Source organism: Pseudalkalibacillus salsuginis (genome assembly GCF_021646685.1).
Classification (GTDB): domain Bacteria; phylum Bacillota; class Bacilli; order Bacillales; family Fictibacillaceae; genus Pseudalkalibacillus; species Pseudalkalibacillus salsuginis.
In genome coordinates, this window is the sequence record NZ_JAKJHW010000002.1 from 718,629 (window position 1) to 732,363 (window position 13,735).

Here is a 13,735-nt window from a genome sequence, read left to right on the forward strand (position 1 = left end):
CTAGATAAGTACTTTTAGTTCCTTTAGCATTTTTTAGTAGAAGTTAGTAGAAGTTAGTAGAAGGCATGAGGAAAGTAAAATAGACACTTTCTTTATAAAAGAAAATGCCCATAATGATGGATTAGCTAAAGATTCAAGGCTTTTCACTTCAATTCTTCATCCACTTTTGTCAGCAATACCTCATCAGGGTCCTGGCTCAGCTCCCATATCATTGCGCCGCCAAGTCCCTTCGCTTTTATATAATCGGTTTTATGACCGATTGATTCAGTGTCATCATAGCTGATGATTGTGTCCCCGTTCCAAAGCAATGGCACTTGGGATTCGTCATCCCAAATTCGAGTATACCCATTTTTATCAATATATTGAGCCTCAAGTACGGCAAAACTGACTGATTTTCCGCCACCGGAGAAAGGTTGGTATAGACCATTCCCAGAATCATTGACCTGCTTGAACATTCTTCCGTAGAAAGGGAGACCCATAACAAGCTTTTCAGCTGGAACTCCTTGCCCGATGAACGTTCGGACAGAATCATGTACACTCCAGTCTTTAAAAAATCCGCTCTCCGGATCCTGATACAAAGGTGCATTTAATCCCGTGAGCTCATCCCATTCACCATGGATATCATATGTCATCAGTTGGATATAATCGACATATTCATGGAGCTTGTCCAATTCCAAATTTCGAGCATGATGTTTACTAGGGCCTGCTGTAATCGCCAGAATATACTTTTCTCCATCTTTTTTGGTTTGGGCATTGAATGTCTCTCTGATCTTCTTTAATAACAGTGTGTAATTACGTGCATCTTCAGGACGGTTGATATTGTCAGGCTATCCCCCTCTTACTGGATATTCCCAATCCAGATCGACCCCATCGAAACCATATTTCTGTACAAATTCAAGAACGCTTTTCGCAAAATTGGTACGTGATTCCGCTGTAAGCGCAACATCTGAAAAATTCTCAGACCAAGTCCAGCCGCCGACAGAGATCAGGGTCTTCAGATGGGGGTTTTGTTCCTTCAGCTTTTTCAACTGATTGAAGTTCCCTTTGATTGCTTGATTTTCCGTATCACCTGGATATGGATACTCTATATCCACCCAAGGATCTCCTACTGCTATTCTTCCGTCCTCCGAAATGTTGGCAAAAGCATAGTTGATATGTGTCAGCTTACTGGCATCAATGTCTTCCACATTAAACCCTGAATAAGCAGACCAACCTGCGTAATAGCCAATCCGTCTGTATTCATTCTCTGTGACTTCTGCACGCTTCTCGTATTGAACAGATTTTGGGACAAGACTTGTCTGTTTGTCACTTAAACCCTCTGTTACCCGTGGTTCTTCTGCTTCGTCGGATGCCGGCAAGCTATTGCCAGTGTATGTATAAATCCCTATGAATAATAAAAAAATCACCGAAATGAAAAATGGCTTATGATCAAGATGATTCCTCGCTTGGTGCCCCATTACTGACTTGATCCCCCTATCAATTTCCCTGTCTTCCATTCTAATAGGAAGGAGAAGCGGAAGATAGAAGTAATTTCTAGAACAAAAAAAAGATGGCTACCCGCATCTGATCGCTGCACCAATCAATTTGCGAATAGCCTCAAGATATAGAACAAAGTTCCAAATATTTAGGCGGAGGTTAAGCGCCTGATATAAGTATACGAACAAATGTTCTTGTTGTCAATAATTTTTTTAAAATATTTTATGATGTGCAATTTCGTCTTATTACGTTTTGCTTACGCGTAACGCCACTAAAATTGAAATCGATGATCTCTGTCCTGATCGTAAGCGAAATCATGATGTCACCATTTGAATTCTCAACCAAAAGCAAATTATAGTCGGCAGCCCTGTCAGCAACATGCCCTTGTCCATAGGCATCTATATAATTGGACTGGCTTGTTATCCCTTTAAGCTGCTCTCCAACATAATTGTAAGCAAAATCTCCGTGAACCCGTGCATTGAATTTGCTTCCTGCACTTTTGCATGCGGGACAAAGCGTTCCAGTAAGGGTTAGATAACCGGAACCCAGGCTTTTTCCAGATGCTTCGATTTCAACAGGGGCATTCATGATCTTCAGCTGAAGTTCGCACGGACATGCTGGATTAAAAGGAGAATTTACCGGTCGGTTAGCATGTATACTATTCTTTTTCAAAGTATCAACTCCTTGCTGATAGATTATGCTCTACCAGCAGGGAATGTTTGTGCGGTTGAACTACTAGTTTACTAGATTATCTTCTGGAATGAATATCTTCCCATAAGGAAGAACATTTTCAGTCATAAGGTGAAAAGTCTGGTCGTTGTTGATCTCTTTGCTTAGTTTCTCCAACAGTGTCACAGTTGCTCTGAATGGTGCGGATCCGGTACTGACCCTCTCAATGCCTATTTTGGAAAGCTCTTCAAGCGATGGCAAATCAGAATTGACCAACAGGTTGATTGGGCAAGAAATTTCAGCTCTCAGATTTTTGATAGTTTCTTTATTATGAAGGCCAGGTATGAAGATGCAATCAGCCCCTGCTTCTTCATAAGCTCTTACACGCTCTAGCGTTTTTTGGAAACGGCTTGAAGGATCTCCGATATCCAACCAATAGATATCGGTCCTTGCATTGATGAACAACCCTGATTCAGAAGTAATTGAACGTTCTTTGATGGCAGCGATTTTCTCGGTTTGTGATGATATATCCCCGATAGGTTCATTAGCATCCCCTGTCCCATCTTCAATATTGATGCCGACAGCTCCTGTTTGGATGATTCTCTGGACATTTGTTTCAATCTCTTCCACGGTTATTCCATATCCTGCTTCGATATCTGCGCTTACAGGGACGTTCACAGCCTTGACGATACGTTCTAGAACAGTAAGCATCTGGTCAAAAGGAATTTGTTCACCATCCTGATACCCTAACGATGCTGCAATGCCTGCACTGGTTGTCCCGATCGCCTTGAATCCATTTTTTTCGAATATTTTGGCGCTCATCACATCCCAGGCATTCGGCAATACGAATGTAGATGACAGCTGGTGGAATTTACGAAAGTCCTCCAATTTTGTATGATACGTAACCATTCATTACTCCTCCTCTTTTTGTCATTATAACCGAGGGACACTTCGACTTTCATCGAAATATAGAATGCAATAGATGGGTCGGTGGGTTCTTTTTTGTACGATCAAGAAAAGCGAAACGCCCGATCAGCCACGAAGGTCACTGGAAGTTCGACGAGGAGGCTGTCGCCGCCGCAGGAGGGCTGAAGTGATCCAAGTGGTTGGGCGTTGGAGCTGGACATCAAGAAAAGCGGAAACGCCCTGGTTAACCACGAAGGCCACTGGAAGTCCGACGACTTGGCGAAGGCTGAGCCTTAGCTACACTTATACTTCGTTCGTAAACTTTTTGCTACATCGGTTAGCTACATCGCTGAAAAGTTATTTTTCTTAACGTATAAAAAGAACTGGCCAAAAGAAAAGGTTTTTTCCGGCCAGCTCCTCGCTTTTATTTGCTCCTATTTATACACAGCCGTTCAGCTTTGCCCTTGTTTCACCCAAGAAGCGATGGTGACCGTACGTTTCGCCTGATGCTTGACAGCTTCCTGAACATCTTCTTGCATATTGCCATCCTGGTCGACAGTGACACTCGTTCCATAAGGATTGCCGCCTGAGGTGAATGTTACAGGATCAGTATAACCAGGAGCAGCGATGATTGCGCCCCAATGCATCATGGTCGTATATAGAGCTTTGACTGTCGCTTCCTGTCCACCATGGGGGTTGTTCGCGGACGACATACCGCTCACTACTTTGTTGACGAGTTTTCCATTAAACCACAGCCCGCCCGTCGTATCAAGAAATTGTTTCAACTGTGCCGGCAAGTTGCCAAACCGAGTCGGCATACTGAAAATCATTGCATCCGCCCAATCAAGATCATCCAGTCGTACTTCTGGTACATCCTTCGTTTCCTCCAGATGGGCTTGCCAGGCCGGATTGGATTCAACTGCTTCTCTTGGAGCGAGTTCAGGTACTTTCAACACTTTCACTTCCGCACCTGCTGCTTTTCCACCTTCTTCAGCCCATCTTGCCAGTTGATAATTCGTCCCTGTGGAACTGTAATAGATGATTGCCAATTTTACGTTATCCATCAATGAATCGCTCCTCTGTGTATTTTTGCACACATTTAGGATAAGCCATTGGCAATCGCATTATTCCATGTTCATAGGTAAACGTTTATGAATTCCTTTCCAATATATAAAGCAACAATCCAAATGATGATGGCAGATATTTTGTTGAGACGGTTCATCCAAGTCCCTTTCCTATCAACCCGGCCAACCATCCTGCCCGCAACCGCCAATCCGAAAAACCAAAGCCAGGATACAATGATGCACGTTAGAGCGAAGGCAAGTTTCTCCTGCCCTGAATAACGAATCGCATTTGTGCCTATTACCCCGACGGTATCGAGGATTGCATGTGGATTCAACAACGAAACGGAAATCGCGAAGGTGATTTGTTTTTTGACAGACATCTTGTCTAATAAATTCTCCCTGGACAATCGGCTGTTCCATATCGACCACCCCATGTATATTAGAAAAATAAAGCCTATCCCCAAAATGGTCAATTGTAACCATTGGAAAGTCAATACGATGAGAGAAACACCCAAAACAGCAATGGCGATCAGGATCGTGTCACAGATCGAGGCTGTCAGAATAACTGGAAGTGCCCGTATAATAGTAGGCTGCAATGCTCCCTGGTTAAATACGAAAATATTCTGTGCCCCGAGAGCGATGATAAGGCCGATAGCTAAAACGAATCCGTGAATAATCGCTTCACTCATTTTCTCCTCCACTCTATTGAAAATGTCAGTCGTTGATCTTGCTTTATCCTGAATGCTTCTTGAGCTGGGTCCAGCTTGTGCATTTGTTTGAACTGAATTACTTGGAAGGAGCTTCCATCCCCATTTTTGCCCATTCTTCCTTCGAAGGGCCATAGATCCCCGGGACAGCCAACCCTGCTTGCCGCATAAGAACAGTCATTTGACCACGATGGTGGCATTGGTGCTGAAGCAGGAACATCAACAGGGAACCATTCGGTATTTCACGCCCAAAGAAATCAATCCGTTCTTCTAAAGTCTGATCACTCCATTGGTCTTTTAAAGCCTTGATGAATGTCTCTGTCGTCTGTTGATAACACGCTGATATGAACTGTGCTGATTTTGGGACTGGATGACCTTCAGCCGGTGATTCAAATTTCAACTCCGTATTCGAAGTGATGATTGAGATCGATTCAATGATATGCCAGGCAATCCGTCCTAAATTCCAGTTCTCAGAAGTGATTTTCTGGTCAAGAGCTTCGTCCGTCAAATGATTCAGCAGCTTCTGTGTACCTTCATTTTCGAACTCCCAGGATCGCAAAAAATGGTTCAAGGACTGAAACATGATACATCCCTCCTAATAATTGATCAATCATACATTCTCTGAATCCTTCATTTTTCCTTCCCTATGATTTTTCCCCATTTCGATCAATTAGTGAATATATTCCAGATTAAGGTGAAAAATACGTACATACATATGTGTTTCGGGCTTAATTTTTAGTCTGTGGTAAAAAATCGCTCAAAAAAGTAGTAAAACCTTCAGTGTGATCCTAAGGGCGGACGATCTTCCAAGTCCGATGACGCAGTTACGTTTGCGACGAACTCAAAGGTCTCGCCATTTTCCGATAAACTTGATTGCATTAGAGGTCGGCATTTATGGAACGAGTATTTCTTTCAATATGTAACAGTTCAATCTGATCGGCTGTCAGAAGATGGAGCGAATATTCTGATTTCATATGGATGGATGGAAGAACCACCTATACGATTGATTGGGACGAATGAGCGGATACTTGATCATATTGATTTAGATAAACTATATAAGATAGAGGTGTCTGGAGTGACGATCAAACATAATGCGAAATTGACTTCATCCGAAATAGCCAATCTATGGACGACTTATCAATACAGCACAATGATCATTTGCGGAGTTGAGTATTTCTTAAGAACTGTGGAAGATGAAGAGATTCTTAAAATCTTACACTATATTTTGGATTTCTCAACTAATCGTATCCAATCGATTTCCGAGATTATGCACGGAGATAATTATCCGCTCCCAGTTGGTTTTACAAAAAGTGATGTGAATCCTGATGCACCCAGGCTATTCTCGGATGCCATGGTTCTTTTGTATATATTGAATATGGGTAGGCTAAGCCTGTCAGGGGAAAGCATGATGTTTTCCTTATCAGCAAGGGATGATGTGGCTGGATTCTATTCACAAGCATTGAATGAATCAGAAGAACTTACAACCATGAGTAGAAAACTTGCACAAGAGAAAGGCATCTATACTCGTACACCACACATCCCAATACCTGAAAAGGCCGATTTTGTTAAAAAACAACAGTTCTTATTCGGTTGGTTCGGTGATCGACGCCCTCTTGTCGGCACTGAAATATTGAATCTTGTTTTCAATGCGGAAAGGAATGCACTTGGTGAGGCTTTGATCACAGGATTCAGCCAGGTTGCCCAATCTAAGAAAGTAAGAAAATTCATGGAGAGAGGCAGAGAAATTTCATCAAAACATTATGAAGTTTTCAGTTCGATCTTGAATGAGGAAGACCTTTCATCCTCACAGAAAATAACATCGGAAGTCAGTGAATCCACAACGGCACCTTTTTCTGATAAATTGATGATGTTCCATATTGCGGGGTTGGTTGCGTCAGGGATCGGACAATACGGTGTAAGTGTTTCTGTAAGTCCCAGACGTGATCTAGAGGTACATTATGCACGACTTGTAGGTGAACTCGCAAAATTTGCTGAAGATGGGGCCAATATCATGATTGAGAACGGCTGGATGGAGGAACCGCCAAAAGCGGCAGACCGTGACGAATTAATGAAGAGAAAAGGGAATTAAGATGGAAAAACTCCTTTGGAGCATTGCCCTTCCTGGCTTTGGCCAGTTATTGAATGGCCAATATCTAAAAGGGATCGTGTTCATCGCTCTAGAATTCATCATCAATGTGCAATCGAATTTTAATGAAGTCATCCTATTAAGTTTCAATGGTGAAATTGAAACCGCGATTCAACATACAAATTTTGGCTGGCTGATGTTTTACCCGTGTCTCTATTTCTTTGCGATGTGGGATGCTTATAAAAATGCTGGTGGAGATAGAAACCCCTATTCATATCTGCCTTTTGTCTTTATGGCCTACTGGGTCACCGTTGGCTTGATGTTTTCAGCGAAGGTCTCTTTATTTGGTGTGGTCTTAGGTCCCGTTTGGCTGCCTATGCTGTTTGTCATTCCAGGTTTGCTTACCGGATTCCTGATCCAAGTTCTATTATTGAAATTTATAACCCGCTAAAAAGTACGAAAGGCCCTCTCATTCTTTGAGTGGACCTTTTTCCTTTTAATCTGTATATGGGGGGATGCTTTGTCGGAAGCGGAAAGCATTCCTTGGATCCAGCTTCGTTTTTACTTTTCTCAAACGATCGAAATTTTCCCCGTAATACGACTCGGGCCAATTTTTTATCGATAAATCAGGCCAGTTGACGTAATCACCTTTCGTATATGGTTCCATATGTTTTCGTAACGCGAGGACCCACTCGATATTTATACGTGCCTCATCACCGTCTTTCCATGTCGTGTTATATTCTTGTGCGATCAGTGCGTTCCGATGACAATAGGCCGTGTCAGTCGGACGGACTTTTTGGACTGCCCCTGAAAGTGCCTGTTGCCAGATCTGAGCATCTTCGTTCGGTGCTAGTTCAAGGAATTTTTTCATGATTTTGATCCCTTTTTCGGGGATTGGTTCATACACGAATGAACCAGAACGCTTGAAATAAGAAGGAATGTTTCCGGCTGGGTAATTGAAATAGTCGAATGCTTTGTTGAATGGCAGCTCGGCGACTTGTACTTTCCGGGGTTCGGTCACTTTAATCAATGGCCGGATCAATTCGATCAGTTCTTCCTTCGGGCCAACGTATTGTCCTTCTGCAAGGATCAGGTTCTGACTCTTTGCTTTCAGCTCAATTGATGAAGTCAATTTGTTATCTGTAAACGGTGCCCAATTCTGCCATACATCATAGACGGGTTCCAATTGGTCGAAGTCCCATTCCACTCGGAAGAGCGATACATCCTTGATCCGATGGACGCGGAACTTGAACAGGGTGACGATTCCGAAGTTGCCCCCGCCACCTCCACAGCACGCCCAGAAAAGTTCTCTGTTTTTATATTTCGTTGCTTCGATAATTTCAGCTTCAGACTCTCCTTTCGGGACGATCATACGGACACCGAGGAGGTTATCGCAGGTGAGACCGTGCAACCTTGATAAGTATCCGATCCCTCCCCCTAAGGTCAAGCCGGCTACTCCTACACTGTACTCTGTACCAGCTGGTAATGCGAAACCATGCTCCCATAAGCTGTTATATACATTTCCTAAATCAGCCCCAGCCTCAATGAGAGCCGTTCTTTGAAATCCATTCACCGAAACAGAGTTCATTTCACTGATATCAATGACAATCCCCTTGTTCAGAATCGAGAAATTTTGATAACTATGCCTGCCGCTCCTTACTCGGAAAGGGATATCATTTTCCCGTGCAAACTTCAATGCATTTAAGACATCTTTTTCCTCCTGACAAAATACGATTACCCCAGGGAATTTCGACTTGAACAGGTTAAGGTTCTTTCGGGCTTTTCTGTAGTCCGGATCATCCGGCAATACGATCCGCCCAGTCAATTCATTCTCCATCCTCTCTCTCCTTTAACTTGTCTTACAGCAGTATATGAAACCAGATTAGATGTGAAACGGCAGTAAAGATCGAACTTGAAAATAGGCACGTGGTATGGGAAATGTTGTTAATACATTAAAGAAACTTTATGATGGATATAAAGGAGGGATGTATATTGATAATGAAACCGCGTGAGGAATCATTAGAATTAAAGATTATGAGGTCTTTACTTATCCGAATGGGTTTGCCTGGCCCAGATGAACTCTACTATTTGAACCTCAAGCAAGGATTTGAGGGCGAGTCAGAGTTCGATGATCGGATCGTACCACTTTTAGACGGACGGCTGGTCATCAATGATTTATTATTGGAGCACCATAACACCTTGTTCCAAATCGATTCGTTGATGATATCCACAAAGAGCATTTACCTTTTCGAAGTGAAAAATTATTGTGGTGATTTTTATGTCGATGGAGAGAGATGGTACTCTATAGCCGGAAATGAAATAAAGAATCCGTTGCTGCAAGTTCAACGAAATGAATCGCTATTGCGACGGCTGCTTCAGGATCTAGGATGTAATATCCCTGTTGAAGCCTATCTTATTTTTGTCAACCCCGAATTCCATCTTTACCAAGCCCCCCTCAACCAGAATATTATTTTTCCAACACAGCTTAATCGATTCCTTGAAAATACCAAGAAAAAAACCTCGCGATTGCAGGGTAACCATAAAAAAATTGCAGAGCAATTGTTGTCCCTTCATTTAACCGAAACCCCAAATTTCCGATTACCCGACTATCGTTATGAACAACTGAAAAAAGGGATTTATTGTCCTAGTTGTTTCGGGTTTTATCAACAGAACACCAGACTCTACTTCTTTTGCGCTAAATGTGGAGAGAAAGAAGACTATGAAACTGCAGTTCTAAGATCTGTCCAAGAGTTCAAGCTGCTTTTTCCGGACGATAAGATCACGACAAACCAAATACATGAATGGTGTAAAATCACTAAGGAAAAAAAGAGCACCCGTAAAATTCTTTATAAGAACTATAAACAGGTAGGGCACGGAAAATCTTCTTATTATGTAAAGTGAATTTTCATGAGTACATTATATTAAACTTTTTCCTTAATCATGGATCCTATGAGGCTATAATGAGTACCTTAACTCCGATATTGTTGCCCTTAAGGGTTCCATAAAGCCTGGTTGGGGATTTTATACCCGGTTTTGCTTCCCTTAAGGGTTCCATATAGCCTGGTTGGAGACCTTATACCCGGTTTTGCTTCCCTTAAGGGTTCCATATAGCCTGGTTGGGGACCTTATACACGGCTTAGCTTCCCTTAAGGGTTCCATATAGCCTGGTTGGGGACCTTATACCCGGTTTTGCTTCCCTTAAAGGTTCCATATAGCCTGGTTGGGGACCTTACACCCGGTTTTGCTTCCCTTAAGGTTTCCATAAAGCTATTTGTATACCTTAACTCCGACATTGAAAACCCGTCTGCCCGTTCCTGATCATTTAGATCATAGTTGTTCCTCAGCTATAAAAAGACTAAAAAAACTGAGAGGATTCCCCCTCAGTTTTGGTTCAGCAACGACACAAAATCGTTTAGTTTGGTTCTTGTCGTCATATTGTGGTTACATATTTGACTGTCCTTACAGATATAGTTCCCTCGGCTCAGATAGGTTTCTTTCCCGCTCTTTACTTTACACATGAACAGGCCGACTTCTTCATATCCGCCGCATAATGTGCAAATGCTTTTCCGATTGCTATCCTGGAAGGTTCCTTGAAATCCCTTCAGTTTCCCATCCACTTCAACGATAAGATACTTTCTGTTGGAACGGATATCATACCACCCTATATAGGAAAGCTCTTTAAAATTGAATTCCTCGTGTGAAGGCATCTTTAGTTTTTTTGCCTTAGGAAACAATTTCTGAACGGTTTTTTCTGATATATTCCGAAATGGAATGACATACGCATTCAGTTCGTCAAGAAACCTCTCCGCTTCCGTTGCTTTTTCGATCTCAACCATCTCGTCAAGAAGTGGCTCCACTTTTTTATCGATAGCAGAAAAAAGATTCAGTGATTTTTCCAACGAGCCATATTTCAAAGCTTTGAGGACATCCTTGTCTTTGACAGATGCATGTGCGCTTACCAGATTCCGGACTTGAGCCCTGATAAAATTGAATTGATCAGGTCTGATGAATGGTTCATTATTTGTTTTGTTCATTTCAGTTCAGCTCCTTATTTTTAATCGGACAATCAATAAAATAAGGCGCAAAACCATGTTATCAGGATCGACAGGCGATTAGTTCAAATTCCATCCCATACAAAGTATCGCCTTTCCCATAACAGGCTTTGCATGAGCTGCTGCAAATTCTGGCAAATGAATGCTGCTGTTCGCCATTATTTACCACCTCCCTAACTAACCATTATTATACAATAAATGAATTGAAAAGTGGAAACCCTGTCTTGAAACCTCGGTACTTGCGATTTTTAGAATAGGCATTCATGCATTGTACGTCACCAAATAATTGTTTGCATCCTAAAAGTGCAATCTCTTTTCTTTGTATTTATTTTTCTATAAAGTGGAATTAACTAATTTGTTAGGAGGAATCGTAATGGACGCATTGTTCCGAAAAAGGATCGGGTTGTCTGACGAGGAACCGATCACATTTGAGAAGCTGGATGAGATACTTGAAAAAACTGCACGGACCATCCCTTTTGAAAATCTACGGATCACCAATCAGGAAAAGTTTGATATTACGAATGAATCGTTGATCGATAAAATGCTTGCCAGAAATGAGGGCGGGTTGTGCTACGAGTTGAATGGGCTGCTCTATCTTTTCCTGCTTGAAAATGATTTCGATGTCACACTGGTACGCGGTGACGTATTCAATAGCGAAACTGGTGAATGGACGAATCTCGGCAGGACTCATGTTGCGATCATCCTCCGTCACGGAGGCCAAGATTATCTTGTCGATACCGGATTTGGAGGCAATCTGCCATTAAAACCTGTTCCGATGAATGGCGTAGTCGTGACTTCATCCAACGGTCAATTCAAAGTCGAAGCATCTACGAGTGATTACGGTGACTATGTTCTTATGTTAAAGCTCGCTCATAAGGACAATGACTGGCGCATCGGTTACGTGATCGACTCCAAAAGATCAGTGACAAGTCTGAGTGAATTCAATGAAATCCAAGAAGTGCTTATGGAAAACGAACGTTCACCATTCAACAAGGGACCGCTTCTTATGAAGTTCACCGACGAAGGAACGGTGTCTTTGACAGATAAGACCCTTACCCGCTGGATCAATGGAAAAGTCCACAAAGATAAAATATCGGAAAAAGCCTTCCTGGAGCACGTCCGAAAGATGTTTGGCATCATCAGCTGAATCCTGGCAACCATTTCTCTCTAGCCCTTCTACACTCTTCTTCAAATTTTTACAATTTTCTAACATTACCTTCAAACTCATTTGCTACGTTTGTTACATATTAGATGAATGGGAAAATAACGAAGGAGGAGTTACAATGGGCAAACAAAGAGAACAAATGCTTATGGGTAGGAAAGACTTTCTTAAGATGAGTGGGATGGGTATGGCTGCCCTGGCACTTGGTTCTGCAGGGATGACTGGTAACGCGACTAACGTCCTTGCAAATACGAAAGGTACATCACAATCCCCATACTCATTCAATGGTTTCGGTCCCCTAGTCAAAGATCCGGGTGGCGTGATCGACCTGCCGAAAGGATTTCAATACCGGATCCTCTCTGAGGAAGGGAAATCAATGACGAATGGTGCACCAATACCAGGTGATTTTGACGGAATGGCTGCCTTTCAAGGTCCTCAAAGTTCTACCATTCTTGTACGAAATCATGAATTGAGCGGAACAGAGTCTGCAGTACCAGGTAAAAATCCATACAATCGTCTAGCACCAGGTGGGACGACTGCCTTGATCATCGGACCGGATCGCAAAGTACATAAAGAGTATGTCACCTCATCTGGTACGATGCAAAACTGCGCTGGAGGAGCAACTCCTTGGGGAACATGGCTCACATGTGAAGAAACACGTACCGATGGCCATGGGTATGTATTTGAAGTCATGCCCGACGATCCGGAAAACAAACTATCAAAAACACCGATCCGTGAGATGGGTTTCTTTTCACATGAAGCGACAGCCGTCGATCCAGCAACAGGAATCGTTTATCTTACAGAAGATGATTTCCGTGGAAAGATCGATCCAGACGATCCAGCTAATGATGAGCGATCCAGCTTTCTATACAGGTACATTCCGAATGATCGGAGTCCAAAACCAGGCGCCCTGCAAAAAGGCGGGAAACTACAAGCTCTCGCGATTGAAGAAAAAACGAATCCAGATGCTGACTTCATGAACCCGGGGCAAAAATTCGGGGTAATCTGGAAAGATGTCAATAAAGAAGAGCCGCATGATGATGCGCTTAATAGCGGATGTGTTCGGTTCAATCGTTTAGAAGGTGCTTATTTTGCAGGCGGGGTTTTCTGGTTTGATGATACGGCTGGAGGAGAAAAACGTCTCGGTCAAATCTACCGCTATTTCCCTTCTACTGAAACGTTGGAGTTGTTTTACGAAGGGACTGAAGCAAATAAAATGGAAAGCCCTGATAATATCGTCATCACCCCTTGGGGCGACCTCATGTTTGCAGAGGATGGCCCTGGCGGTAACCGGGTGATGGGTATTACACCTGAAGGAGAAGTATATGCTTTTGCCAACAATCGGATAAACAATTCCGAGTTTTGTGGACCGACCTTTTCACCAGATGGAAAAACCCTTTTCCTTAATATCCAGTCTCCTGGCCTCACCTTTGCCATTTGGGGTCCATTCGATTACAGAAACGCTGGACGCCAACGGCAAATGGGATACGCCGCTCCTCCAAGGAATTTCGCACCGAAATTGTCCCCTGAAATGTCTGAGATTGCAAGACGAAGTGGTATATCGGAACTTGAAGCAGCCGCGTTCCTTCGACATGGGGTGAATCTGACATAGT

12 protein-coding genes and 1 pseudogene are annotated in these 13,735 nt (G+C 42.8%); 5 read left to right on the forward strand and 8 right to left on the reverse strand.

Translation table 11 applies throughout. The features are described 5' to 3' along the window. Positions 1-143: 143 nt before the first annotated feature. The 6 genes and pseudogenes from L1611_RS08585 to L1611_RS08610 all read right to left on the reverse strand — a co-directional run bounded on the left by L1611_RS08585 (position 144) and on the right by L1611_RS08610 (position 5,405). A pseudogene (locus L1611_RS08585) lies at positions 144-1,496 on the reverse strand (glycoside hydrolase family 18 protein). 202 nt (positions 1,497-1,698) lie between these two features. Beyond that, complete coding sequence (locus L1611_RS08590) at positions 1,699-2,148, reverse strand: hypothetical protein (RefSeq protein ID WP_236312658.1); 450 nt, start codon at positions 2,146-2,148, stop codon at positions 1,699-1,701. Positions 2,149-2,211: 63 nt separating this feature from the next. After that, on the reverse strand, positions 2,212-3,054 hold the full coding sequence (locus L1611_RS08595; protein ID WP_236312659.1) for an isocitrate lyase/PEP mutase family protein: 843 nt from the start codon (positions 3,052-3,054) through the stop codon (positions 2,212-2,214). A gap of 449 nt (positions 3,055-3,503) precedes the next feature. Next, complete coding sequence (gene wrbA, locus L1611_RS08600; protein ID WP_236312660.1) at positions 3,504-4,115, reverse strand: NAD(P)H:quinone oxidoreductase; 612 nt, start codon at positions 4,113-4,115, stop codon at positions 3,504-3,506. Between the two features lie 71 nt (positions 4,116-4,186). Beyond that, entirely contained in the window at positions 4,187-4,804 is a 618-nt protein-coding gene (locus L1611_RS08605; protein ID WP_236312661.1) for a LysE/ArgO family amino acid transporter, read from the reverse strand. Between the two features lie 97 nt (positions 4,805-4,901). Then, positions 4,902-5,405, reverse strand: coding sequence for a DinB family protein (locus tag L1611_RS08610; RefSeq protein ID WP_236312662.1), 504 nt, complete (start codon positions 5,403-5,405; stop codon positions 4,902-4,904). Positions 5,406-5,804: 399 nt separating this feature from the next. On the opposite strand from L1611_RS08610, the gene L1611_RS08615 reads away from it, so the two are divergent. Further along, on the forward strand, positions 5,805-6,911 hold the full coding sequence (locus L1611_RS08615) for a DUF3231 family protein (RefSeq protein ID WP_236312663.1): 1,107 nt from the start codon (positions 5,805-5,807) through the stop codon (positions 6,909-6,911). Between the two features lies 1 nt (position 6,912). Further along, positions 6,913-7,359 carry a hypothetical protein gene (locus tag L1611_RS08620; protein WP_236312664.1) on the forward strand — a complete coding sequence of 149 codons (447 nt, stop codon included), beginning with the start codon at positions 6,913-6,915 and terminating at the stop codon, positions 7,357-7,359. Between the two features lie 45 nt (positions 7,360-7,404). On the opposite strand, the gene L1611_RS08625 is transcribed toward L1611_RS08620, so the two are convergent. Further along, positions 7,405-8,745, reverse strand: a complete 1,341-nt coding sequence (locus tag L1611_RS08625) for an FAD-dependent oxidoreductase (protein ID WP_236312665.1) — start codon at positions 8,743-8,745, stop codon at positions 7,405-7,407. A 161-nt stretch (positions 8,746-8,906) separates the two neighbouring features. On the opposite strand from L1611_RS08625, the gene L1611_RS08630 reads away from it, so the two are divergent. Next, positions 8,907-9,809 carry a nuclease-related domain-containing protein gene (locus tag L1611_RS08630; RefSeq protein ID WP_236312864.1) on the forward strand — a complete coding sequence of 301 codons (903 nt, stop codon included), beginning with the start codon at positions 8,907-8,909 and terminating at the stop codon, positions 9,807-9,809. A 479-nt stretch (positions 9,810-10,288) separates the two neighbouring features. Here the strand turns inward: L1611_RS08630 and L1611_RS08635 are convergent, their stop codons facing one another. After that, positions 10,289-10,942 (reverse strand): FusB/FusC family EF-G-binding protein, encoded by a 654-nt coding sequence (locus L1611_RS08635; RefSeq protein WP_236312666.1) that lies wholly within the window; start codon positions 10,940-10,942, stop codon positions 10,289-10,291. Positions 10,943-11,333: 391 nt separating this feature from the next. Here L1611_RS08635 and L1611_RS08640 point away from each other — a divergent pair, with 391 nt between their 5' ends. Both L1611_RS08640 and L1611_RS08645 read left to right on the forward strand, forming a co-directional pair. After that, entirely contained in the window at positions 11,334-12,107 is a 774-nt protein-coding gene (locus tag L1611_RS08640; RefSeq protein WP_236312667.1) for an arylamine N-acetyltransferase family protein, read from the forward strand. A gap of 136 nt (positions 12,108-12,243) precedes the next feature. Beyond that, on the forward strand, positions 12,244-13,734 hold the full coding sequence (locus tag L1611_RS08645; RefSeq protein ID WP_236312668.1) for an alkaline phosphatase PhoX: 1,491 nt from the start codon (positions 12,244-12,246) through the stop codon (positions 13,732-13,734). Position 13,735: the final 1 nt, after the last annotated feature.

Coding starts and splice junctions, on each gene's coding strand:
- L1611_RS08595 (WP_236312659.1), bottom strand. CDS start 3,054: ATGGTTACGTATCATACAAAATTGGAGGACTTTCGTAAATTCCACCAG.
- wrbA (WP_236312660.1), bottom strand. CDS start 4,115: ATGGATAACGTAAAATTGGCAATCATCTATTACAGTTCCACAGGGACG.
- L1611_RS08605 (WP_236312661.1), bottom strand. CDS start 4,804: ATGAGTGAAGCGATTATTCACGGATTCGTTTTAGCTATCGGCCTTATC.
- L1611_RS08610 (WP_236312662.1), bottom strand. CDS start 5,405: ATGTTTCAGTCCTTGAACCATTTTTTGCGATCCTGGGAGTTCGAAAAT.
- L1611_RS08615 (WP_236312663.1), top strand. CDS start 5,805: ATGGAAGAACCACCTATACGATTGATTGGGACGAATGAGCGGATACTT.
- L1611_RS08620 (WP_236312664.1), top strand. CDS start 6,913: ATGGAAAAACTCCTTTGGAGCATTGCCCTTCCTGGCTTTGGCCAGTTA.
- L1611_RS08625 (WP_236312665.1), bottom strand. CDS start 8,745: ATGGAGAATGAATTGACTGGGCGGATCGTATTGCCGGATGATCCGGAC.
- L1611_RS08630 (WP_236312864.1), top strand. CDS start 8,907: ATGAAACCGCGTGAGGAATCATTAGAATTAAAGATTATGAGGTCTTTA.
- L1611_RS08635 (WP_236312666.1), bottom strand. CDS start 10,942: ATGAACAAAACAAATAATGAACCATTCATCAGACCTGATCAATTCAAT.
- L1611_RS08640 (WP_236312667.1), top strand. CDS start 11,334: ATGGACGCATTGTTCCGAAAAAGGATCGGGTTGTCTGACGAGGAACCG.
- L1611_RS08645 (WP_236312668.1), top strand. CDS start 12,244: ATGGGCAAACAAAGAGAACAAATGCTTATGGGTAGGAAAGACTTTCTT.